The organism is Sphingomonas longa (assembly GCF_016892685.1).
In the GTDB taxonomy this organism is placed as follows: domain Bacteria; phylum Pseudomonadota; class Alphaproteobacteria; order Sphingomonadales; family Sphingomonadaceae; genus Sphingomonas; species Sphingomonas longa.
In genome coordinates, this window is the sequence record NZ_JAFEMC010000005.1 from 167,629 (window position 1) to 192,118 (window position 24,490).

Genomic DNA, 24,490 nt, shown 5'->3' on the forward strand with positions numbered 1-24,490 from the left:
CTGTGGCCATCCCGCTCGTGGCGCAAACCCTCAGTGGTTGTCCCGCGGCAACCCCATCGTCTGCGCGATCCGCTGATACGCTTCCGCGCCCTCCAGGATCGCGCCGGTGCCCAGCTGGCCCACCGTCGCGCGCTGAATCTCCTGCCACGGCGTCTGCGAAGCGGGATATTTGAACCCGCCCTCCGCCGCGAGCGCGGCACGACGGTCGGCGATCTCGGCGTCGGACAGCAGCACGTCGGCGCTGCCCGTCTTCAGGTCGATCCGCACCCGGTCACCCGTGCGCAGCAGCGCCAGCGTTCCGCCCGCCGCCGCTTCCGGGCTGGCGTTCAGGATCGACGGCGAACCCGACGTCCCCGACTGGCGACCGTCGCCGATGCACGGCAGCGCGTGGACGCCGTCCATGATCAGGTGCGCGGGCGGCCGCATGTTCACGACCTCCGCCGCACCGGGATAACCAACCGGGCCGGCACCGCGCATGATGAGCAGCGTCTCCGCGGTGATGCCCGTCGCCGGATCGTCGATGCGGTGATGGTAATCCTCGGGTCCGTCGAACACCACGACCGGTCCCTCGAACGCGTCGAGATCGCCCGGCTTCGACAGATAGCGCTCGCGGAATTCCGGGCTGATGACGCTGGTCTTCATCACCGCGCTGTCGAACAGGTTGCCGGACAGCACGACGAAACCCGCCGCCTCCTTCAGCGGCTGGTCGAACGGGCGGATCACCTTTTCGTCCTCGATCGCGACGCCGCGGCAGTTGTCGCCCATCGTCTTGCCGTTGACGGTCATCGCGCCCTCGTGGATCAGACCCTGACCCATCAGCTGGTTGACCACCGCGGGCACGCCGCCGGCGCGGTAGTAATCCTCGCCCAGATACTCGCCCGCCGGTTGCAGGTTGACGAGCAACGGCACGTCCAGCCCCTGCTCCTGCCAGTCGGTGATCGGCAGGTCGACGCCGATGTGGCGCGCGATCGCGCACAGGTGGATCGGCGCGTTGGTCGATCCGCCGATCGCGGAATTGACGCGGATCGCGTTGTGGAACGCCTCCCTGGTCAGGATGTCGGACGGCTTCAGGTCCTCGTTGACCATCTCCACGATGCGGCGGCCGGTGTGGTACGCCACCTCCTGACGGTCGCGATACGGGGCCGGGATCGCCGCCGAACCGGGCAGCGACATGCCCAGCGCCTCGGCCAGCGAGTTCATCGTCGTGGCGGTGCCCATCGTGTTGCAATAGCCCGTCGACGGTGCCGACGACGCGACGAGGCGGATGAACTCCGCATCGTCGATCTCGCCCGCCGCCAGCATCTGCCGCGCCTTCCACACGATCGTGCCCGATCCGGTGCGCTCGCCCTTGTGCCAGCCGTTGAGCATCGGCCCCACCGACAGCGCGATCGCCGGGATGTTCACCGTCGCGGCGGCCATCAGCATCGCCGGCGTCGTCTTGTCGCAACCGATCGTCAGCACGACCGCGTCGAGCGGATAGCCGTACAGCACCTCGACCAGCCCCAGATAGGCCAGATTGCGGTCGAGCCCGGCGGTCGGGCGCTTGCCCGTCTCCTGGATCGGGTGAACCGGAAATTCGAGCACGATGCCGCCCATCTCGCGCACGCCTTCACGCACGCGCTCCGCCAGCACCAGATGGTGGCGGTTGCACGGCGACAGGTCGCTGCCCGACTGCGCGATACCGATGATCGGCCGGCCGGACCGCAGCTCGTCCAGCGACAGGCCGAAGTTCAGATACCGCTCCAGATACAGCGCGGTCATGTCGATGTTGGCGGGATTATCGAACCACGCGCTGCTGCGGAGCTTCGGGGCGGTGGTATCGGACATCGTTACGAGCTCCGGGTCAGAATACGAACACAGATATAGTCAGACAATTATGCCAATCGCGGCGACGGGGCAAGCGGGCCGGTGACGCAAATATAACATGCGCTATCGACAAAGACCGGTGCCGTCGGCTCACGCCATTCGCGAAGAGGGAAACGCTGGCTGCCCGAACCGGTCGGTCGGAAAACGGGACTACCGGTAAGGCGAACGGACGGACGGCATGCGATGCGATTCACGACGTCCTCCTCCCTCATCGCCCACTACGATGGCGGACGCGTTGCGCTGATAGCGCTATCACGAGCAGGGTTATCGGGCCGCTCGCTAGGCGTCAAGGCGCATGCTCGTCAGCGGTAGCGGTACAGCTTCACCCGCTGGATCTGCCAGTCGCCCGCACCCAGCCGGATATGGCGTCCCTGATGGGTCTGATCGCCGTTGAGCAGCCGCCCCGGCACCCAGCCTCCGCCCGCATCGAACACCCCCTCGTACGCGCTGTCGATACCGGCGGAGGCCGGGCCGTCGCCGACCGGCTTGAACGTGACCGTGATCCCCTGCCCCGCGATCAGATACTCTTCCGGCCCGATCTGGATGATCATGCCGCCCGCGGTGGCGATGTCGGGCGACGTGACCGGGCGCTGGATGTCGGCGAAGGCGATGGTGAAGCGATAGCCGCCGATCTCGCGCGTCTGCGGCTCATAAACGATCGTGTCGTCGTACAGTTGCCGCGGTTTGAAACCTGCCATCCGGCCCGTCCCCTGCGCCGCCAGGATGTGCGGACGAAGCTGCTGCAACACGCCGTACGCATCCTTGAGCTTCCCCGGCTCGGCGTCGATCGAATCGATCGAGAACGGCCCGAAGCCGATCGCGTCCAGTTGCCCGAAGGCATAGAAGGCGTTGGCGGCGACGGTCGGGTGATCGGCATTGTTGGCTTCGGGCACGAACAGCGGATTGTCGCGCCGAGTGTACCGATTGACGATGTCGACGAAGTTCGGGAAATAGATGTCCGGGGCGATCAGGTCGATGCTTGGCGCGCCCGCTTTCCACACGTCGATCAGATGCGGCAACGGCCCCCCCGCCGGATACTCGCCGGGCGCACGGCCCGGGCGGTTGAGCGCCACGTTGACGTACATCGGCATCGGGTACGCCGCCTTGCCCGCCCGCGTCAGGGCATCGGCGAACCGCGCATAGTGCCACGCCGCGAACACCTCCGCCCCGGCATCGCCCTCGCCGAACAGTTCGGTCCAGCTTCCCGCCGTCTTCGCCCCGCGATCCAGCCACATCGCCCGCATTTCGGGCACCAGCCCATCCTTGTGGGCGACCAGATAATCGACCAGCTCGCGCGGCACCGGCTGTGCGAAGGCGGCATTGGCGACCGGGCTGTAATCGCGTGCGACCGGCAGCATGCCGATCTCGTTCTCCACCTGGGTCATGACCACGGTGTTGTCGCGGTCGTCCACGGTCTTCAGATGCGCCATCAGCGCCGCGAACGCCTTCTGGTCCGCCGCCAGCGTCTCGGCGCCGAAGGTCGAGAGGATCTCCACGCCCTGCCCGTTCGGCAAACCCGCTCGCGGAAACCGGGTCTGATCGCGCTTCACCCACGCCGGGACATAGGTGGACATCGAATTCTTCCACGCCCCGAACCACAGCACGACGATCTTCAGGTCGTTGGCCCGCGCCGCCTTCAGCATCGCATCGACCGACGACCAGTCGTAGCGGCCGTCGACCGGCTCGATCAGTTCCCACGACACCGGCGCCAGCACGGTATTGAGATGCATCGCCTTCAGCTTCGCCCAGTGCGGAGCCATGTAAGTCGCACTCGACGCGGCGGAATTGCTCAGTTCGCCACCGATGACGAGCATGGGCTGGCCGTTGACGATCAGCTGGGTCGCCGTTCCCTGCTTGCGCAGCGAGGGCGGGTCGGCGAGCGCCGGCGCGGAAATCAGGGTAGCCAGAAGCAGGGCGCGGCGGATCATCGTTGAGTTCCCAGGCTGGCGACCGCGGCCCGGGCGCCGCTGGTCTGAAGGAGGTGGAGATGCGCCGCGATCGCTCCGCGCGCCGTGGCGTCGATATCGTCGGCACCGATCGCGGCCAGCAAGGCGTCCACTCCTCGCGCCGATGCCAGTCGATCGGCGATGGGATCGTCGACGACGAACCGGTCGCCGGCATCGGTCGTGCCCGCCTGCCACCGCATCCATGCCGCCACCGCGAGAGCGAGCGCATCCACCGGCAAGCCCCGCGCACGTCGCTCGCGGATCGGCGCGATCAGCCGCTGCGGCAGCTTCTGCGACCCGTCCGCCGCGATCTGGCGGGTGCGATGCTGGAGCGACGGATTGGCGAAGCGCGCCATCAACTGTTCGCGATAGGACGCCACGTCCAGCCCCGCCGGCGGAGTCAGCGTAGCGGCTGATTCATTCCACAACGCATCGACGAACGCCCGCCCCTCTGGCCGTGCGACGAATTCGTGCACGAAATCATCGCCTGTCAGCCCGCCGAGATAGGCGATGCCCGAATGGGCACCGTTGAGCAGCCGCAGCTTTGCGTCCTCCCACGGCCCCACCGCGTCTGTCAGTTGCACGCCGAACCGAGCCAAGTCAGGTCGCGGTCCGGAAAACCGGTCCTCGACGACCCATTGCAGGAACGGCTCGGTCTTCACCATCGCGCGATCCTCGACGCCGATGCGCTCCGTCAGCTTTATGATATCGTCGTCGGTCGTCGCCGGGACGATCCGGTCGACCATCGTCGCCGGAAACGCCACGTTTGTCGCAATCCAGTCCGCCAGCGCCGGATCGTGCGCGCACGCGATCTCCAGCACACCCGCCCTCAGCAATGCCCCGTTGTGCGGAAGATTGTCGCACGACAGGACCGTGATCGCCGCGATCCCCGCCGCCCGCCGCACGGCGAGCCCGGCCGCGATCAGCCCCGGCACCGTGCGCGGCGCGTCGAGCGAGGCCAGATCGCGGGCCACGTCCGCGTCGGTCCGGTCGAGCGACCCGCTGGCGCGATCCAGCTTGTAACCCTTCTCCGTCACCGTCAGCGTCACGAGGTGCGTGTCCGGTGCGCCGATGGCTGCCACGACCGCTTTGGGGTCCTCGGGTGCGACCAGCACGTCCAGCACCGCGCCGATCACCTGCACTTGCGCTGCGTCGTCGTCTCGCACCACCACCGTGTACAGCCCGTCCTGCGCCCGCATCTGGTCGCGCACCGCCGGGGACCGCAGGGAGACGCCGACGACGCCCCATCGCAGATCGCCCGCCGCCAGTGCCGCCTCGAAGATCGTCGCCTGATGCGCGCGGTGAAACGCGCCGATGCCCAGATGCACGACGCCGCGCCGGACCTGCGACCGGTCGTAGGTCGGTACGGCGGCGCTGTCCGGCAGGACGGATGTGGACAACCTCACAGCTTGTAGGCCGCCTTCACCAGATCATACGTCAACGCGTGCGCCAGTTCGTGCGCCTCGTCCTCGTCGAGCCGATGATCCGCGACGAGTTGCGCCAGCCACGCGCAATCGATCCGGCGCGCGACGTCGTGGCGGGCCGGGATCGACAGGAATGCACGCGTATCGTCGTTGAACCCGACCGTGTTGTAGAAGCCGGCGGTTTCCGTCGCCCGCTCGCGGAACCGGCGCATCCCTTCCGGCGAGTCGTGGAACCACCACGGCGGCCCGAGCTTCAACGCCGGATAGTGCCCCGCCAGCGGTGCGAGTTCGCGGCTGTACGTATCCTCGTCGAGGGTGAACAGGATCAGCGTCAGCCGCGGATCGTTGCCGAACCGGTCGAGCAGCGGTTTCAAACTGCGAACGAACTCCCCCGGCAGCGGGATGTCACCGCCCTTGTCGCGCCCGAAACGGGCGAAGACATCCTTGTTGTGACTGCGGAACACGGCAGGGTGGAGCTGCATCACCATCCCGTCCTCGACCGACATCCCGGCCATTTCCGTCAGCATCTGCGCACGGAACAGTTCCGCCTCCGCCGGCGTCGGGTCGGCAAGGACACGCAGGTACAGCGACGCCGCCTCGTCCGGCGGCAGGTCCGCCGTCGCGGCGGACGGATGACCGTGATCGGTCGATGTCGCTCCCGCCTCGCGGAACCGTGCCCGGTGAAAGCGGTGCGCGGCAAGATAACCGGCATAATCCGCCACCGCGACACCCGCCGTTTCGCCGAAGCGGCGGACGTTGTCCGCGAAACCCGGCGTGTCCGGATCGACGACCGGGTCGGGGCGATAGGCCGTGACGACCCGCCCGTGCCAGCCGCTCGCCCGGATGGCGGCGTGATGCTCCAGCGGATCGAGCGGGCTTTCGGTCGTGGCGATCACTTCGATGCCGAACCGTTCGTATAGCGCACGCGGGCGGAACGCGTCGGTCTTCAGCGCCGTGTCGATCGTGTCGTAATAATGGTCGGCCGTGGACGGCTCCAGTTGTTCGTCGATCCCGAAGGCCTCCGCAAAGACCCAGTCGAGCCACAGTCGCGACGGCGTACCCCGGAACAGGTGGTAGTGGTCCGCGAACACCCGCCAGATCGCGCGCGGATCGGTTTCGACGGGACTGCCGTCGACGCTGGGAACCCCGAGCGCTGCCAGCGGAACGCCCTGGCTCATCAGCATGCGAAATGCATAATGGTCGGGCACGATCAGCAGATTGGCCGGATCGCTGAACGGCTCGTTTCGCGCGAACCATGCCGGATCGGTGTGACCGTGCGGACTGACGATCGGCAGATCCTTGATCCGGGCGTACAGCGACCGGGCGATCGCACGCATACCCGGGTCGGCGGGGAACAGGCGGTCGGGATGCAGAACGAGCGGGCGGGTCATGCCATGATCCTCACGGCCCCATCATGGAGCGTCGGCCACACACTATCAGCAGTTCCTTGGAAATGGCCAGACCACATCGACAGACAGCATTCCTGACAACGGCTTACCAATCTCACGCCATATATGTGGCCGCTCAGGCGATCTCGAGCGTCGCGGTCTTCAGGTCGCGGCTGTTCGGACCGGCCATGATGTCGAACAGACCGGGCTCCACCACCTCGCGCATGTCCATGTCCCACATCCGGAACGCCTCCGGACCCAATACGAAGCGCAGCGTCCGGCGCTCGCCGGAGGTCAGCGTCACCCGCTCGAAGCCCTTCAGCTCCTTGACCGGTCGCGCCACCGACGACACCTGGTCGCGGACATAGACCTGCACGACCTCGTCGCCAGTTCGCTCACCGACATTCGCCACGTCGACCTCGACGGTGACGCTGCCGCCGCTACCGATCCTTGGCACGGACAGCCGCGGCGCGCCCACCTCGAACCGCGTGTAGCTCAGCCCGAAACCGAACGGGAACAGCAGCTTGTCGTCATCGAACAGATATCCGCGCCGCGCCGACGGCTTGTGATTGTAATAGAACGGCACCTGCCCGACATCGCGCACGACGGTGACGGGCAGCTTCGCGCCCGGATTGAAATCGCCGAACAGCGCCTCCGCGATCGCGGTGCCGCCCTCCTGCCCGACATACCAACATTCCAGCAGCGCGTTCGCCCCCGCGACGGCGGTCGGCCATGACGGCGGCCGGCCATTGATCGCCACCACCACCACGGGCTTGCCGGTCGCCTTCATCGCCTCGAACAGCGCATTCTGCTCGCCGAGCAGGTCCAGCCCGGTACGGTCGCCGAGATGGTTCTTCGCATAGCCTTCGCGGCTGGTCTGTTCGGTGTCACCGATGGCCAGCAGGATCACGTCGGCGGTCTTCGCGACCTCGACTGCCTCCGCGATCAGCGCGCGGTTCTTTGCGGGGTCGGCGAGCAGCACCTCGTTCGCGGACCGATCCTCGCTCTGCGTGATGAACACGCCCTGCGCATGCACGACCTCCGCCTTCCCCTTCAGGCGCGCCCGCACGCCGTCCAGCAGCGACACCTCGGTGCGCGGGATCGAGGAATAGCCGCCCAGCCGCGTCACCGCCGCGTTCGGCCCGATCACCGCCACCCGTTTGTGCGCGCCCGCCGTCAGCGGCAGCACGCCGTCGTTGACCAGCAGCGCGATCGACCGCCGCGCCGCCTCCAGCGCCAGCGCGCGTGCCTCCGCATTCGCGGTCAGCGCCGCCGCCGCGCGTGCATTCACCGGCTCCGCCTCGAACAGCCCCGCGCGGAACTTCATGGCCAGCATCCGCCTGCACGCCGCATCCACCCCCCCCACCGACACCGCGCCGCTGCGCACCTGATCGGCGAGCGTGCGATACGCGACCCCGTCCGGCAGGTCGCTGTCCACGCCGGCCTTCAGCGCCAGCGCCGCCGCCCCCGGCAAGCCGGGGGCGATGCGGTGGAAGCTCGCCAATTCCTGGATCGCGGCATAGTCGCTGACCACCGCCCCGTCGAAACCCCATTCGCCGCGCAACACCGTGCCCAGCAGCCAGTGATTGGCGTGACTCGGTACGCCGTCGATCTCGTTATAGGACGGCATCACCGCGCCGATGCCGGTCCGCTCCACCACCGCGCGGAACGGCGGGAAGAAGCTCTCGCGCAACTCCCGCTCGCCCAGCGGCGCCGGCGCGACATTGTTGCCGGCCAGCGGCTGGCCGTGCCCGGTCATGTGCTTCAACGTCGCAAAGACCTTGTGCCGCGCCAGCGTCTTGCCCGGGCCCTGGAGGCCGAGGACGGCGGCCACACCCATCTCGCCGCATAGATACGGGTCCTCGCCGAACGTCTCCTCGATCCGGCCCCAGCGCGGGTCGCGCGCGATGTCGACGACGGGCGACAGCGCCAGCACGGTGCCGTGCGCGCGCACTTCGCGCCCGATCACCGCCTGCACGCGCGTCATCAGGTCGCGGTCGAAGCTGCCTGCCAGCGCGATCGCCTGCGGAAAGCTGGTCGCCTCCGGCGCCATGTACCCGTGCAGCGACTCCTCGTGGTACAGGATCGGGATGCCCAGCCGCGTCGTCCGTGCCCAGGCTTGCCCGGCATTGACGAAGCCTATCGTATCCGCCGGCTTCCGCCAGCGACCGGTAACATCGGCGCCCGTGTTGTTCGCCGTCGCCGCACCGCCGCGATCGGATGGCCGGGCGATCTGGCCGATGCCGTGCGGATATGCCGTGCTCGCCATCACCGGATCGAAGGCGCGGTCGGCGTTCATCACGTCGCGTTTGCTGGTCGACAGCGTAATCAGCTGCGCGACCTTCTCGTCCAGCGTCATCCGCCCGATCAGGTCGCGGACGCGCAGGTCGACGGGCGCGCGTGCGTCACGGTACAACGGACGGTCGGCCACGGCAGCACGTACGGCGGCGGGCATCAGGCTGGCCAGCGAAACGCCCGCGCTCCAGCGCAGCAGGTCACGGCGGGCAAGGGTCGTGGCGGCGGGGGTCATGTCAGGCTCTCTCCCGGATGCAGACGCGGCATTGCTTGCGATGCCATCACTGTGATAGCGTTACCATGAACGACGGGAGGCGGCGCTGTCAACGGCACCGCCCGCGCAATGGGACGAGGATGATGACGCTTTTCGCACGCATCGTGCTGATCGCCGGGTTGTTGTCGGCGGGTGCCGCGCCCGCACTGGCCGAAGACGGTTACGACCTGTGGATGCGATATCCTGCGACGACGATCGCGCCGGACAGCGTCTCGGTACGCGGCGACACCCCCATGCTGCGCGTCGCCGCTGCGGAGGTTCGCCGTGCGCTTCCCGCCCAGGCCGGTGCGATCGTGCTGGCCAGGACGGCAGAGGTCGCCGACCTGAAGCTGCCGACCGCGACGCTGGGAGACGAAGGCTATCTCATTCGCGCCGTCCGGCTGAACGGTCGCCCGGTCACCCTCGTCACCGGCAACACCGATCGCGGCGTACTCTACGGCGCGTTCGCGCTGATCCGCCAGCGCGCGACCGGCGCCGCCGGCGACCTCACCTCCGCCCCCCGCGTGAAGCTGCGCGTCCTCAATCACTGGGACAATCTCGATGGCGTGGTGGAGCGCGGTTATGCCGGCCGCTCGCTGTGGGACTGGTGGACGCTCCCCGACTATAAGGACCCGCGCTACGTCGACTATGCGCGCGCCAACGCGTCGCTCGGGATCAACGGCACTGTCCTCAACAACGTCAACGCCAAGGCCGAAAGCCTTTCACCGCGCTACATCGCCAAGGCGGCGGCTCTGGCCGACATCTTCCGCCCCTACGGCATCCGCGTCTACCTCTCGGCGCGCTTCTCCGCGCCGATCGAACTCGGCGGGCTGAAGACCGCCGATCCGCTCGACCCGCAGGTCGCGGCGTGGTGGCGGGCCAAGGCCGACGAGATCTACCGCGCGATCCCGGATTTCGGCGGCTTTCTCGTCAAGGCGAACAGCGAGGGGCAGCCCGGCCCGCGCGACTATCACCGCACCCATGCCGACGGCGCGAACATGCTCGCCGCCGCCGTCGCGCCGCATGACGGCATCGTGATGTGGCGCGCCTTCGTGTATGCGGACACCGATCCCGACGATCGCGCGAAACAGGCCTATACCGAGTTCAAGCCGCTCGACGGCCGTTTCGCGAAGAACGTCATCGTGCAGGTGAAGAACGGCGCGATCGACTTCCAGCCGCGCGAGCCCTTTCATCCGCTGTTCGGCGCGATGCCGAAGACGCCGCTGATGATGGAATTCCAGATCACCAAGGAATATCTGGGGTTCGCCACTCACCTCGCCTATCTCGGCCCGCTCTTCGCCGAAACGCTGGCGAGCGACACCTTCGCGAAGGGCGCGGGATCGACCGTGGCGAAGGTCGTGGACGGCTCGCTGGAGGGACATACGCTCACCGGCATCGCCGGAGTCGCCAATATCGGCGACGATCGCGACTGGACCGGCTCAACCTTCAATCAGGCGAACTGGTACGCGTTCGGCCGCATGGCCTGGGACCCGTCGCTCTCTGCGGAAACCGTGGCCCGCGAATGGGCGGCGCAGACCTTCGCACCCGCCGCGGTCGCGCCCGCCGTGGCGATGATGATGGGATCGCGCGAAGCGGTGGTCGATTACACCGGCGCGCTCGGACTCGCGCATGTCATGGCGACGGGCCACCATTACGGGCCGGGGCCGTGGGTGTCCGACCTGAAGCGCCCCGAATGGAACCCGGTCTATTACCACAAGGCCGACAAACGCGGCATCGGGTTCGACCGCACGAAATCCGGCAGCAACGCCGTCGCGCAATATGCCCCGCCGGTCGCCGCGAAGTTCGCCGATCCCGCCACCACGCCGCCGGGGGAATTGCTCTGGTTCCACCACGTCGCATGGGACCGGCGGATGCCGTCCGGGCGTACGCTCTGGGCGGACCTCGTCGGGCATTACGATGCCGGTGTCGCCTATGTCGTCGGGATGCGGACGCGCTGGGACACGGTGAAGCCGGTCGTCGACGCCGAACGCTGGCAGAAAACCGCCAGCTTCCTGGCGGTGCAGCAGCGCGAGGCGCAGTGGTGGCGCGACGCCAGCCTCGCCTATTGGATGTCGGTCAACGGCCTGCCCCTGCCCGCGGGTGTCGCGCCGCCGCCGCACGACCTGAACTGGTACAAGGCCCTGAGCTTCCCCTACGCGCCCGGCAACCCGCAATAGCGGCGGGCGCGGAGTATCAGCACCGCCAGCAACGGCACCGCGACGGTGCCGTACAGGTACAGCCCGCCCCAGGTCGACCAGCCGAACCACTCGCTCGGCCATGTCCGAAGGTCGCCGCGCAGGAAGCGGTAATCGATCACCGCGCTCCAGATCGGGAAGCGGAATTCGGGCGGCGCGGCGATTTCGGCCGAGGCGACGCAGAGGTTCAGCCCGATCGACACCCCCAGCACAGCGCCCGCCGCCCAGCGCCCGGCCGGCTTCAACCCCGCCCACCACGGCGCGAGACACAGCGCGAGCAACCCCACCGCAGGCATCGCATGCCGCGGTCCAGTGGAATTGCCGCCATCCCAATAGACATAGGCGGCGTTGACCATCAGCACGATCAGGATCACCGCCGCCACCATCGCCGCCACGTCGCGCGTCCGCCGCTCGTCCGCCATCGTCGCCAGCCCCAGCGGCGCGATCAGCAACACCGGCGCGACCCAGAACAGCCCGCGCCGCTCCCCGAACAGGATCTCCCAAAGGAGGATCGGTCGCGGCCATGTCAGTCCGAACAGCCCCTGCTGCATCCCCTCGAAACCGACCACGCCGGAATAACCGACCTTGAACACCGTCCCGAACGCGAACAGGTTGTAGAGCGGCAACGGCAACAGCGCGACGACACCCCCCGCCGCCGCGAGTCCCAGCAGCAGCCAGCGCCGCGGCGATGGCCACACCCGCCACACCGCCCAGATCGCAATGGCACTTCCCGCCAGCACCGCCTGATATTCGACCACCACCGCCCAGCCGAGCGCCGCGCCACCGATCAGCGCCGGCCAGCGTCCTTGCGTCAGGCTCGCACGCCAGAAGCACCAGACCGCAATGACGTACAGCGCGGCCACCGCGGCATGGCCGAAGATCGTCGTCGACCATCCCCAGATCGGCGTCCCCAGTGCATAGGCGAGCGCCGCGAACAGCCCCGCCCCCACGCCTGCTCCCGAACCGGCGGTCGACGCCGCCATGTCGAACAGCAGCACCGCCGCGATCGCCGTCAGCACCGCCGGCCCGATCGCCGTCGCCAGTCGCAGCCTCAACCGCAGGAAGCGCGCCAGCGACGGATCGCCCAGCGCCATCACGAACGAGCTCGCCCGCTCACCCGTCACCGCATCGGCCAGCGCGACCGCCGGCACCGCCATCAGCGTCATGCCCGGCGCCTTGTCCAGATAGGCGTGCGGGCCGAAGATCGCCTTGTCGATCGTCAGGTCGCGGAACTCGTCGATCGTCGCATCGCCGTCCTCGACCATGCTGATCGCCGCAAACAATCGCGTCGAGTTGTTCGGATTGAACTCCCACGACCCGAACCACGCGCACGACAGCCAGACGAGCGCGAACAGCAGGATGCGGATCGTCTTCATCTTACGACCCGGCGACTAGCCGGCGGCCGGACAGCACGACGGCACCGACCGGCAGCATGTCCTGAAACCCGTCGGCCGCCATCCCCGATCGCGGCGGAACCCCCGAAACGATCGTCGCCATGTTCTGCGCCCCCCGGATCCTACGCGATCTGGCTAGCCGTCATGGCCGGTGCCGTCAAAGTGCAGGACGTGCCGAGGATGCAGTCGTCATCTGCCGGACCCGCCGCATGCGACGGTGCGCGGAAGTCTTGCTGTCGCGCCTCCACATAGTGGAAATAGCGGAAGTCCGCCGGTCGGCCGGTGCCGGCCATGTCCTGACACGCCATCCCCACGAACGTGCCGGTGAAATTCGGCAGGCCGGGCAGCGTCGCTTCGTCCGACAACAGGCTGGCATCGTGCTGTTCAGCCAGCCAGCACCAGTCGGTGTCGCCTTCCATTCGCCATGCGAACCGCAGATGTTCGTGGTCCACACTGGCGCGCAGTTCCACCGGACCGGGCGCGACGACGATCGGCGGCGTCATCAAGCTCTGCCCCTCGCCGAGCGGCAGGATCGACAGAAGCTGGATCTGGCGCTCGCCGTCATCGCCGGCAGTGATGTGCAGGAAATGATATTTGGTGCTGTTGTAGTAACAGACCAGTCCCGCCGCCTGCTGGAAGTGTTCCGGCTCGAAATCGACCAGCGTCATGGCATCGTACCGAAACGCCTGTTGCCGACGCGCGACCAGCGATTGGCGGAAGTGACTGCCGATCGTCTCGCGCCCGAACAGCCGCAGATATCCTGGCCGCTCGGTCAGGCTGAACAGATCTTCCGGGTACGGCGTGCGCAGCCACTGGAACGCCGGCGGCAGGAGCGACCCGTCGAATTCGCTGCGCTCGTCGATCGGCACCTCCACCGTCTCGGTGGGTAGCGGCGCGGCGCGGCGCAGCCAGCCGTCCGCATCCCACCGCATCGGCAGGATCGCCGTTTCGCGGCCCAGCACGCAGCGGTCCGTGGCGGGCAAGGGGCGTCCGCACAGGAACGCCATCCACGGCTCGCCCGTGGGCGTCTCGACCAGATCGCCGTGCCCGACGCGCTGCAATGCCGACGCCGGATCGCCCGCCGCGGTCAGGACGGGACCGTCCGGGTGCGCTTCATACGGGCCGAACAGCGAGCGCGACCGGGCCATCACGACCGCGTGGTTGCGCTCGGTACCGCCCTCCGCGACGAGCAGATGATACCAGCCGTCGCGCTTGTAGAGGTGTGGTCCCTCGGTGAACCCCAGCGGGGTGCCGCGGAAGATGAGGTGCCGCTGCCCGACCAGGTGCCCGGCGTTCAGGTCCATTTCCTGCGCGATGATGCCGGCGAAGCGCCCCCGGTCCGGGCGGTGATCCCACAGCATGTTCAACAGCCAGCTTCGGCCGTCGTCGTCATGGAATAGCGCCGGGTCGAAGCCGCTGCTGTTGAGGTGGACGGGATCGGACCAGTCGCCGTCGATCCGATCGCTCCACACCCAGAAGTTGTGGAAATCGCGCAGCGACGCACCCTTCGCACCGTCGACGGTGGTGCGGCCGTAGCGCTTCACGTCGGTGAAGATCAGGTGGAAGCGGCCGTCCTTGTAGCTCAGGTCCGGTGCCCAGACGCCGCAGGAATCGGGATCGCCGCGCATGTCGAGCTGGCTGGGGCGGACGAGCGGGCGACCGACCAGCCGCCATGTCGCGAGGTCGCGACTGTGGTGGATCTGCACCCCCGGAAACCATTCGAAGGTCGATGTGGCGATATAGTAGTCCTCGCCCACCCGCACGATCGAGGGGTCCGGATTGAAGCCACGCAGGATGGGGTTGGCAGGAGTCATGCGGGTTTTCGCACCAGGGTCCAGAGCAGGGCCGCACCGGCGAGATCGAGCAGGCCGAGCAGGACGAAGAAGGGCTGATAACCGACCTGATCAACCAGCGACCCGAGCGTCAAGGTGAAGATCAGGACGCCGAGATTCGCGGCCGTGCCGGACACGCCCGTGGCGGTCGCGACCTGATCCTGCGGAAACAGATCGGAACACAGGGTGATGACCGTGACCGACAGCGTCTGGTGCGCGAAGCCGCCCAGACACAGCAAAGCGACGGCGGCGACGGGGCTGGTGACGCTGCCCACGAACATCATCCCCGTCATCAGCACCGCACCGAGCGTGAAGACACCGCGGCGGGCGTCGATCAACCCGATGCCTCGCCGTTGCAGGTACGCCACCACCGCCGGGCCGAACAGGCACCCCAGATCGGCCGCGAGAAACGGCAGCCAGGCGAACAGCGCGATCTGTCCGAGGTCGAAGTGGCGGACCTGCACGAGGTAGAGCGGCATCCACAGCGACAGCATGCCCCAGACCGGATCGGCCAGGAACCGCGCCGCCGCGATGGCCCAGAGGTTGCGGCGGCGGAGCAGTTCGCCCAGCGGCGGCCGGCGGCGATGCCGGACCAACGCGGGCTCCTGCCCCTCGACGATCAGCGTCCGCTCGCGATCGGACAGGGCGCGATGCCGCGCGGGCGGCGCGTACCATGCGATCCATCCGAGCACCCAGACCAGCCCGAGCCCGCCGGCGACGAAGAACGCCGCACGCCAGCTATAGTTGAAGACCGACCAGGCGACGAGCGGCGGCGCCAAAACCGCGCCGAACGACGCCCCGATCTGGTAGATGCCGCCGGCAACGCCGCGTTCGCGGGCGGGAAACCACTCTGCGACCAGCTTCATCCCCGCCGGCTGCGCCGATCCCTCGACCAGCCCCAGTGCGCCGCGCAGCCCCGCGAAGCCGACCCAGCCGGTGGCCAGCCCGTGCCCGAGCGTGATGAGCGACCAGACCGCGACGAACAGCGTGAAGCCGATCTTCAGTCCGATCAGGTCGAGCAGATAGCCTGCCACCGGCTGGAACATGATGCCGAACTGGAACGCGCCGGTGATCCACGAATATTGCGCGGAGGAGATATGCTGTTCGGCCATGATCGCCGGGGCCGCGACGCCCAATACGCTGCGGGTCAGATAGTTGATGACCATCGCGCCGACGAACAGCGCGATGATCGTCCAGCGGACATAAGGGAATCGTCTCACCGTCCGCCTCCATGATTCATGGCCGTGGCCCCTGTGGTAAACAACGTCCGAAAGGTCCGCCGAATCCCCGAGACGATACGCCCCATTGACGTGCCCCGGCGGAACGATGCAAGTCCTTGAGCGGCGGCGACGATCCACGATACGCCGGAGCCAGCACAGAGAGAGACTTGGACCGTTCGACCCGTCGCCCACGCGGCGTGACCATCATCGATGTCGCGAAGGCCGCGGGCGTGTCGCCGATGACCGTGTCGCGCGTCATCAATGGCGACGCGGGCGTCCGGGCCGAAATGCGCGCGGCGGTCACCGAGGCGATCACCGCGCTGAAATACACGCCGAACCTGATGGCGCGCAGTCTCGTCACCTCGAAAGAGGTGAGGATCGGCGTGATCTATTCGAACCCCAGCGCCGCGTTCATGAGCGACTTCCTGGCCGGCGTGTTCGAGGAGGCGTCCGCGCGGGCCGCGCAGTTGATCCTGCTGAAGGGCGAAGGCGGCGCGCCACCGACGCGCGATGCGATCGAGGGGCTGATCGCATCGCGGATCGGCGGCGTGATCCTGGCGCCACCACTCGGCGAGAGCGCGGCGGTGCGGCAGATCGTGACCGACGCCGGCCTGCCCGTCGCCGTCGTCGGCGGCGTCGTTCCGGATGCGATCTGCGTCAACATCGACAACCACCGTGCCGCCTACGACATGACGCGGCATCTGGTCGGGCTCGGCCATCGGCGGCTCGGCTTCGTCCTCGGCAACCGCGATCAGGCCGCCAGTATCGAGCGGCTGGCGGGCTTCGAGGCGGCGGTGCGGGATGCCGGGACGGTCACCACCCACGTCGTCGAAGGTGATTTCAGCTACGCGTCCGGCCTGATCGCGGGCGAAACGCTGCTCGATGCGGCCAGCCCGCCGAGCGCGGTCTTCGCCAGCAACGACGATATGGCCGCCGCCGTCGTGTCGGTGGCGCACCGACGGCACATGGACGTGCCCCGCGACCTGACCGTCGCCGGATTCGACGACAGCACCGCCGCGGTCACGCTCTGGCCGCCGCTCACCACCATCCGCCAGCCGGTCCGCGCACTGGCCGCCGAAGCGATGCAGCGGCTGATCCAGGCGATGCGCACCGGACCGTCGGCGGCCGAGGTGGCCGGCAAGACCTGCATCCTCGACCACCTGCTCGTCGAGCGGGAGTCCACCGCCGCGCCGGCGTGACCGGCGAGCGCAGCTCTCGCTACGCTCGCCTCTCCCCAGCATCAGAAGTTGAATCGCACACCCGCGCGGTAGATCCGGCCATACACATCGTAGAGCGCCGGATTGACGAAGAAGGGCGACTTGGCCGGATCGCGATCGAGGAGGTTGTCGACCTTGAAGTACGCGGTGATCTCCTTGGTGACGTTATAGCTGCCGCCGATATCGAGATAGAACGCACCCGGCATGAAGTTCTGGTCGATCGTCGGCCGCGTGGTGGTCGATGCCGGGCAATTGCCCGCGCCGCACTCGACATACTGGTTCCCCAGCACGCCGTCGCTGAACCACCGCTCCTGAACCAGCAGGGAGAAGTCGTCGTTGGAGTAGCTCTGCTGCGCCAGCCACTTCCAGTCCGGCGTGCTCCCCGTGTTGACCCCCGCGGTATCGTTCGGGATCGTGCCGGGCAGGCCGGTGTCCGTCACGAACTTGCGGATGTTGGTCGCCAGCGCGCGCACGGTGAAGTTGCCCGGCAAGCCCAGTGGGCGCTGCCAGCGATAGCTCGCCTCGATGTCGAAACCCTCGGTATCGATCGACGCGAGATTGAAGGCCTGGACGTTGATGAAGTTCGGGCCATTGGTGTTGTTCAGGTTGAACGCGCTGCAACCGGCGGGAAGGATGTTCCGGAAGCACAGGTTGACGATGTCGCCTGCGCCCAGGCTGGAGATCACGTCCTTGATCTTGATACGATAGTAATCGACCGACACGCTGAGGCCGGGGAGCCACTTCGAGTCCGAGAAGGCGATGCCGGCGGTCGAGTTGCGCGCGATCTCGGGCGTCAGGTTGGTGTTGCCGATGGTATTCTGGATCGCCAGCACGTTCACGTTGCGGAACGGATCGAAGAAGTTTGGCAGCGTCGTCGTGACGGGTGCGGCGAACAGTTCCGACAGATTGGGCGCGCGCACATCGCGCGACGTCACGCCGCGGATGCGGAAGCCGTCGATCGGCAGGTCCCATGTTCCGCCGACCTTCCACGCCCAGACCGTGCCGGAGGTGCTGTAGTCGGTGACGCGGACCGCGCCGTTGATGTTCGCGCGTCCCGCACCGTCCGAGTCCAGAAGCGGGATGTTCGTTTCGACGAACGCTTCCTTGACGCTGTAGGCGCCCTGCCCGTTCTTGTAGTTGCCGGCGTACCAGTTGTTGCCGCCCGGCAGCAGCAACGGGTCGAACGGATAGGCCGCGTTGTTCGGCGTGTTCTCGATGCCTGCGCCGTACGGATCGGCGCGGACGCGATAATATTCGTGCCGGAACTCAGCGCCGAATGCGAACGAGACGGGCCCGGCCCACAGGCTGAACGGGGAGCCGGAGAAGTTGACGCTGATCACGTCCTGCGTCTGCCGGGTCCGCTGGTAGGGTCCGTTGGCCGGCATGATATAGTCGAGCGCCTGCTGCGACGGATTGCCCCCGAAGATGTTCAGCGGCTGGCAACCGCCCGCTCGCGCCACCGGGTTGGCGCAGACGATCGCACCGTTCAGCGTCGTGGCGTTGATTGCCTGGTTGAAGCGATTGGACAGCAGGATGTTGCTGACATCGATGTCCGAGTAGTTCGTCCCGTGTTCGTAGTACATGTCGTAGGTCCAGTCGGACCCGGCGACGGACTGACGCCCCTTCGCTCCGGCGACGAAGCGATACTGCCGCCGGTCGGTGTGCACCTGCGTGTTGCCGAGGGCGGCGTTGCTGGTGCCGTACTGGAAATTGGTGATGCCGGCGGTCGCGCAGGCGGCCTGGACGAGTGCGGGAACGAAAGGGTTCGCGCACTGGATCGTCAGGTTCGGACGGTTCTGCCCGCCCACCGGCTGGTTGCGGGTCTTCACCTGGCCGATGTTGCCGGTGAAATATATCTCGTTGTCGGGTGCCCAGTCGAACCCGATCCGGCCATAGCTGTTGACGCGCTGGATGCGCGACTGGAGCGATCGGCCCGCATCGACGTTGCCGGACAGGTCGCCGCCCAGACAGAAACCGGGGAAGCACCCGGTGACGGAGCCCGCGGCGTCGCGCGCGGGGGTGCCGTTGGAGCCGTACTGGAACTGGAACGGGTTGCCCGCCTGATCGAACGCGGTGCCCTGGAGCGGTCCAGCGGTGATCAGGCCGAACTTCGTGTAATTGTACGGCTGGGCGAAGTCCCGGAACAGATATTGCGGCGATCCGTCGTTCAGGACGTTGCGGTTGATGAGCGTCGATTGACGAAACCAGTCGCGCCCACCGGCCAGACCGATACCGAATTCACCGCCGCCGATACCCTCTTCCCGCGCATATTCGGTGCTGGCGACGACATGCACGCGATCTTCGAAGAAGCTGGTGCCGGCCGCAAGCTGCACCAGCACCTGCTCGTTATCGCCGTAGTTGGTGATGCCGCCCTGCACATTGCCCTTCACGCCCTGATACCGCGTATCGGTGATGAAGTTGACCACGCCGCCGACCGCGTCCGATCCGTAGGATGCCGATGCGCCGCCGTTGACCACGTCGACCCGCTTCACCAGCAACTGCGGGAACAGGCTGATGTCCGGAACACCCGTCACGTTCGCTCCGACGACGCGCTGCCCGTCGAGCAGCGTCAGTGTCCGGATCGCGCCCACGCCGCGCAGGGAGAACGAGCTGAGCCCCTGCTGCCCGCTAGACGTGCTGAAGGTGTTGGTAGCCGTGCCGGTCGATCCCTGCAGCGACGGCAACTGCGCGATCGTCGTGAAGATGTTAGGCTGCGCGTTCGCCGCGATCGCACTAGCGTCGATCACCGTCGTTGGAGTCGGCGCGGTGTAGCCGCCGGTCGTGATTCGCGATCCGGTGACGATGATGTCCTGCGCCGCGCCCGCCTCCGGGTCCGCGACCGTGTCTTGCGGGCTGGCAGTCGTTATCACCGTGTCCGCAGCCGTTGCAGCCGCGGCGCCGGACTGCTCCTGCGCCTGCGTCGCCGGAAGCTGGGCGGAGGCTGGCGATGCGATCAGGCACGTCGTGATCGCCGCCGAACTGACCGCACCCAACCGCCAGCGCCGAAAACGCAATCCGCTCGAATTACTCAAAGCCACAATCCTCTCCCATCGATCCAGTTTGTCTCTGGTAACGTTACCAGAGACATCCCAGTGTCGAGCGGACATGTCAATACTCGGACAGGAAAAATCCTATATGATCGAACATTTGACCGTCGTGCAGAAGGCTGGGAGCCCGAGGATCGACGTGCCTGACCGACGCGCCGCGGCGGGTCGGACTGACGGACCTGACCCCGTTTTTCCTCAACCGAGCAGGATGCGGCGCGAGTCGCCCTCGGGATCGTCCACCATCCGGCTGTCGACATCGAAGACCATTGTCTGGCAGCGCGCCGGATCGCTTGCGGTCCACGTCAGCGAAGGCTGGCTCGGATTGCCCGTGCGCGCGAAATTCGCCCAGGCCGTGGCCATCGTGCGGCCCAGTCGCTGCGCTTCCACCGTGTTGCCCGTCCCCTGCGCGCAACGCTCGACATTGTCGAAGCAGAAGGCGAGCTCGGCGGTGTGCCACGCTCCTGCCACGCCGCCGAGTTGCGGCGACTGGAACTGGAACAGATACTGGTAGACCGGCGCTCCGCCCTGTCCGTGCTTCAGCTTGACCATGCTCTGAACGCGGTTGCGGTTCATCAGGCCCTGCACCCCGTAAGCCAGCGTTCGCGTGGCTTTCTCCGGGTGCGCCGCCTTCATCGCCGCGATCAGCCGGCCCGCCTTGGCTCCTCCCATCTGTTTCGTCAGATCGGCACGCCACTGCGCCTCTTGGGGGTTGTAGCCCCACCTCATGCCCTCCTCGCTGGTATTCCCCACCATAAACGGCACGTCGCGCGACACCGCCGGCGCCGTATCGGCGAAGGAGCGCACATCGATGACCCGGCCGTCCAGCGTCGGGTTCCATCCGACCCGCGGCGTCATGGCAGGCCCCATCGGACCGCGTGGACCATTGATCTCGTCGGCCACCGCATTACCGGCTTCGAACAAGGGCTTCCACTCGATCTTCTGCAAAGCGCCGATGTCCTTGCCGCCGATATCGAGACGGCGCAGCAGCCGATGCGCGAATTCCCGCGACTGATCCGCGGTCGGCAACGCTCCGCCACCGCCCGATTGCGCCGCCGCACGATGGATCAGTCCCTTCCCGCTCTGCATCCCAAGCAGCGTGGTCACCTTCGATCCGCCGCCGGACTGGCCGTAGATCATGATCTTGTTCGGATCACCGCCGAACCTGGCGATGTTCTCCTGCACCCATCGCAGCGCGGCGATGCAGTCGGTCATGCTGACGTTGACCGATTCGTCATAGGCGGAGCCGCCCACGTCCTTCAGATCGAGGAAGCCGAGCACGTTCAGCCGGTGATTGAGCGAAATCTGCACGACATCGTGATGGCGCGCCATCTGCGCGCCATCGTGGGAGGCGAGTTCGTAAGAGGACCCGAAGCTGAAGCCGCCTCCGTGAAAATACACCATCACCGGCCTGCTGCCCGACAGCGAGGGCGTCCAGATGTTGAGCCGCAACATATCCTCGCCAAGGAACCCGTCGGTCCATTGTTGCAGGAAAGTGTGCTCTACCGCGCGAAAGTCGTGCAGCGTCTGCGGACAATTGGGACCGTATGACAAGGCATGGAAATCTTCCGTCCAACGCCGCGGCGGCTTGGCCGGCAGCCAGCGGTTCTCGCCACCCGTATCGGCGCCGTAGGGGATGCCCTTGAACGTGTAGACGCCGTCATCGAGATAGCCTCGCACGGGACCATATTGCGTCCGTGCCGTGGCGTCGCGCGGCGTCGACAGGGTGGACCGGCCCGATGGCCGCCTGCGGGCCTGGGCGGCCCCTGCGCCGGGAAGCATGAGCCCGGCCGCACCCAAGATGGGCGCGACCATCGCTTGACGACGACCGATCGGCAGACCTGACATGACGTGAACTCCCTCTCCTGCGCCGCATCGCGGTCGCCAGGGCCGATGGTACTACACGGGCGAGGAAATCATATAGGATATTTGGCAGGGACGGTTTGGGGCGTCGTTTGGAGTATGTTCACGGGCGTATCGATCCGCTCAGACCCGGACCTTCGTGCACACCGCTCGATGGGCAGGTCACCCCGATCGCGCGGCCATGCTGAAGGCGGGCGAGATCGACGTCGTCCCGCTCGCATTACGCGCGAAGAGCAGTACGCGCGACGACAGGCAGCGGGAGCGTGTCACGCACGTCCTGCGTCACACGCTCCCGCTGTTCATTGCTATGGAGCCCCGGCCGGCGGCATCGTCAGCAGGGCAGGCGGCCGCCACCGACCCGATGTCGGCGCGGCCGGCGACGGATTACCGGTCGCGTTCGGCCCGCTTGCGATCGGCCTTGCGAGCGCGGCTGATCGCCGCCGCACGCTCGCGCGCGCGCTTTTCCGACGGCTTCTCGTAGTGCCGGCGCAACTTCATCTCGCGGTACACGCCTTCGCGCTGAAGCTTCTTCTTGAGCGCGCGGAGTGCCTGATCGACATTGTTGTCGCGAACGATGATCTGCATGGTTGGTCTGATTCTCGAAATTGGCAGTGCGCGCCCCCTGTATGCGGGGATGCGTGGCTCGCCAAGCGTTGTGTTGAGGAACACTCTTCACGCGGCCGGGCGCACGAGGCCCCGACCGCCTTGCCCGAACGTCTTCGCGCCAACGGGTGCAACGCACCGCACGCGTGTCCGCGAGTAAAGACGTACGGCGCATAGTGGCCGGAACCAATGAATTCGCCGCCACCCCCTCCTGCCCAAAGAGGATCTGTTCGGCACGCCGATTGGGATCGCATCGGCATCGCACGCCTTAAGCATCACGATTGTCGAATTACGGGACATCTCCGTAGACAGTATTGACAGTAGCTGCCGTTGTATCATTTAGCGATCGGGCATAGATCGGATAGCGTAATCCGGCATGCTATCCTCGTATCGGGCAAGAGTATCTGAATGACTGACGACATCAACACGGTCGAACTTGCGACCGAACTCACCATTGCGTGGCTCTCCAATCCCAGCACGCGCACCAACGCCGACGACGTGCCGGCATTCATCGCGTCCATGCACGACGCCCTGAACAAGCTCGGCAAAGGTGCCGCGGCACCCCAGGATGATTCGGCGGAGCAGACCTACACGCCGGCCGTCACCGCCCGCAAATCCTTGGCCTCGCGCGATCACATCATCTCCATGATCGACGGCAAGCCGTACAAGACCCTCCGTCGCCACTTGAACGGCCATGGCCTTACTCCGGAGCAGTATCGTGAGCGCTTCGGCCTGAAGGCGGATTATCCGATGGTCGCAGAAGCCTACAGCGAAGCGCGCCGCGCCATGGCCAAGACCATCGGTCTCGGTCGCAAGCCGGGCCAAAAGGTCGCCAAGAAGGCCGAAGGTGCCGTCAAGCAGGTTCGCAAGACCGGCAAGGCCGCTCTCGACGCCGCCAAGACGGCGCTCGGCACGGCCGAATAGGCATGCGTGGGGGAGGAGCGTACGCCCTCCCCCATGTTTCGACGCGCTGGTCCGCAGGGCGCCGCAACTCCGGCGGGCGCGCCGGGTGAACATCCGGCCCTGTCGAGCAGGTGATTTTAGCGGTTGTGCCAGCCTGTCAAAGAAGGCAGGTCGCCCGACCGCTTTCGGAGTTCAGACAATGCCCAGCCGTTTCAAGATCGATCACGACAGCCTGACCGACAACGATCGCGAGCGGCAGGTCGAATTCACCGCCGAGATCGCCGGCGACGACCGCGATTTCGCCGTCAAATACGCTGTCCTCACCGAACTGAGCGGCGACGAGCCCGAGAACGATGCCCTGGAGCTGTTCGAGCGCTTCAGCGACGAACTCGTCGACGTTTGCATCGACGTCGCCGCCCGCAACACGAGCGACCTCGTCGTCATCACCGAAGACGATCTGGAATAAGCCCCCGCCAGCATCCACGGCTTGGCCTCCGCCGGAACCGCAACCGCACCTCGCCAGCCGTCAGCGCCTGCTGCACCCGCATGTGCAGGCAGACGGGGGCGAGGGTCACAAGCATGATAGTGGCAGTGACGACGGTAAAGCGTGGTCTAGCGTGGCTACGCCGCTCTACGATGGGCGGCGAGAAGCACGAACGGCTCGCTGAGGCCGCGCAAGGCCCAGCTATCGACATGGCGAAGCGCGGGACGCTCCGTGCTTCTCCGCCTTCGAATCAGGACAGCCTCAGCGACCCGCCCCGTGACGGGCTCTGCCTCGCCGATGGCGACGGTCCCGGATGCGCCGCAGTACCGCCAGGGGGTGCGGCGTATTGGCGTCGCCCCAACTGGTAAGCTGCTCGAGCGTTCCGCTGGCCTCGTCGCCGACGCATCCCAGGCGGCCGGCGCTCGGATCGCGGCCGCCACCCGCGACGCGACGACTCACAGACCGAAGCGGTCCGTGGCGTTCCGCTGCTATGTCGCTGCGGCAGGCTCGTGATATTCTCGTTACGGACCAATCCCCACCAGTCGTCCGTCCATTTCTTACAT

The 24,490-nt window shown here is 67.0% G+C and carries 15 protein-coding genes; 4 read left to right on the top strand and 11 right to left on the bottom strand.

The genetic code is table 11. From position 1 onward, the window contains the following. Window positions 1-30 precede the first annotated feature (30 nt). From ILT43_RS16175 to ILT43_RS16195, 5 genes are all read right to left on the bottom strand, one after another. Window positions 31-1,827, bottom strand: coding sequence for an IlvD/Edd family dehydratase (locus tag ILT43_RS16175; RefSeq protein WP_204200021.1), 1,797 nt, complete (start codon window positions 1,825-1,827; stop codon window positions 31-33). A gap of 341 nt (window positions 1,828-2,168) precedes the next feature. Further along, complete coding sequence (locus ILT43_RS16180; protein WP_204200022.1) at window positions 2,169-3,794, bottom strand: GH35 family beta-galactosidase; 1,626 nt, start codon at window positions 3,792-3,794, stop codon at window positions 2,169-2,171. Then, complete coding sequence (locus ILT43_RS16185; protein WP_425530309.1) at window positions 3,791-5,218, bottom strand: mannitol dehydrogenase family protein; 1,428 nt, start codon at window positions 5,216-5,218, stop codon at window positions 3,791-3,793. The genes ILT43_RS16180 and ILT43_RS16185 overlap by 4 nt, the downstream gene beginning before the upstream one ends. Beyond that, a complete protein-coding gene (gene uxaC / locus ILT43_RS16190) occupies window positions 5,215-6,627 on the bottom strand; it encodes a glucuronate isomerase (protein ID WP_204200024.1) in 1,413 nt (470 codons plus the stop codon). Before uxaC ends, ILT43_RS16185 begins: the two co-directional genes overlap by 4 nt. Before the next feature lie 133 nt (window positions 6,628-6,760). Further along, window positions 6,761-9,154 (bottom strand): glycoside hydrolase family 3 N-terminal domain-containing protein, encoded by a 2,394-nt coding sequence (locus ILT43_RS16195; protein WP_204200025.1) that lies wholly within the window; start codon window positions 9,152-9,154, stop codon window positions 6,761-6,763. Window positions 9,155-9,273: 119 nt separating this feature from the next. On the opposite strand from ILT43_RS16195, the gene ILT43_RS16200 reads away from it, so the two are divergent. Continuing rightward, window positions 9,274-11,349, top strand: a complete 2,076-nt coding sequence (locus ILT43_RS16200) for an alpha-glucuronidase family glycosyl hydrolase (protein WP_204200026.1) — start codon at window positions 9,274-9,276, stop codon at window positions 11,347-11,349. Here the strand turns inward: ILT43_RS16200 and ILT43_RS16205 are convergent. From ILT43_RS16205 to ILT43_RS16215, 3 genes are all read right to left on the bottom strand, one after another. After that, window positions 11,325-12,743 (bottom strand): hypothetical protein, encoded by a 1,419-nt coding sequence (locus ILT43_RS16205; RefSeq protein WP_204200027.1) that lies wholly within the window; start codon window positions 12,741-12,743, stop codon window positions 11,325-11,327. The genes ILT43_RS16200 and ILT43_RS16205 overlap by 25 nt on opposite strands. A 140-nt stretch (window positions 12,744-12,883) precedes the next feature. After that, on the bottom strand, window positions 12,884-14,575 hold the full coding sequence (locus ILT43_RS16210; protein WP_204200028.1) for a glycoside hydrolase family 43 protein: 1,692 nt from the start codon (window positions 14,573-14,575) through the stop codon (window positions 12,884-12,886). Further along, window positions 14,572-15,813, bottom strand: a complete 1,242-nt coding sequence (locus tag ILT43_RS16215) for an MFS transporter (RefSeq protein WP_204200029.1) — start codon at window positions 15,811-15,813, stop codon at window positions 14,572-14,574. The genes ILT43_RS16210 and ILT43_RS16215 overlap by 4 nt, the downstream gene beginning before the upstream one ends. Before the next feature lie 197 nt (window positions 15,814-16,010). Here ILT43_RS16215 and ILT43_RS16220 point away from each other — a divergent pair, with 197 nt between their 5' ends. Continuing rightward, window positions 16,011-17,012 (top strand): substrate-binding domain-containing protein, encoded by a 1,002-nt coding sequence (locus ILT43_RS16220; RefSeq protein WP_204200030.1) that lies wholly within the window; start codon window positions 16,011-16,013, stop codon window positions 17,010-17,012. A gap of 41 nt (window positions 17,013-17,053) precedes the next feature. Here ILT43_RS16220 and ILT43_RS16225 read toward each other — a convergent pair whose 3' ends face one another. The 3 genes from ILT43_RS16225 to rpsU all read right to left on the bottom strand — a co-directional run bounded on the left by ILT43_RS16225 (window position 17,054) and on the right by rpsU (window position 22,522). Continuing rightward, complete coding sequence (locus tag ILT43_RS16225; RefSeq protein ID WP_425530310.1) at window positions 17,054-19,987, bottom strand: TonB-dependent receptor plug domain-containing protein; 2,934 nt, start codon at window positions 19,985-19,987, stop codon at window positions 17,054-17,056. A gap of 285 nt (window positions 19,988-20,272) precedes the next feature. Continuing rightward, window positions 20,273-21,922, bottom strand: a complete 1,650-nt coding sequence (locus ILT43_RS16230; protein WP_204200032.1) for a carboxylesterase/lipase family protein — start codon at window positions 21,920-21,922, stop codon at window positions 20,273-20,275. 399 nt (window positions 21,923-22,321) lie between these two features. Beyond that, window positions 22,322-22,522 (bottom strand): 30S ribosomal protein S21, encoded by a 201-nt coding sequence (gene rpsU, locus ILT43_RS16235; RefSeq protein WP_055997902.1) that lies wholly within the window; start codon window positions 22,520-22,522, stop codon window positions 22,322-22,324. Window positions 22,523-22,948: 426 nt separating this feature from the next. On the opposite strand from rpsU, the gene ILT43_RS16240 reads away from it, so the two are divergent. After that, window positions 22,949-23,464 carry a Ros/MucR family transcriptional regulator gene (locus tag ILT43_RS16240; protein ID WP_204200033.1) on the top strand — a complete coding sequence of 172 codons (516 nt, stop codon included), beginning with the start codon at window positions 22,949-22,951 and terminating at the stop codon, window positions 23,462-23,464. A 178-nt stretch (window positions 23,465-23,642) separates the two neighbouring features. Further along, the gene (locus ILT43_RS16245; protein WP_204200034.1) at window positions 23,643-23,909 is read left to right on the top strand and encodes a DUF1488 family protein; all 267 of its coding nucleotides are present in this window, start codon (window positions 23,643-23,645) and stop codon (window positions 23,907-23,909) included. Window positions 23,910-24,490 lie beyond the last annotated feature (581 nt).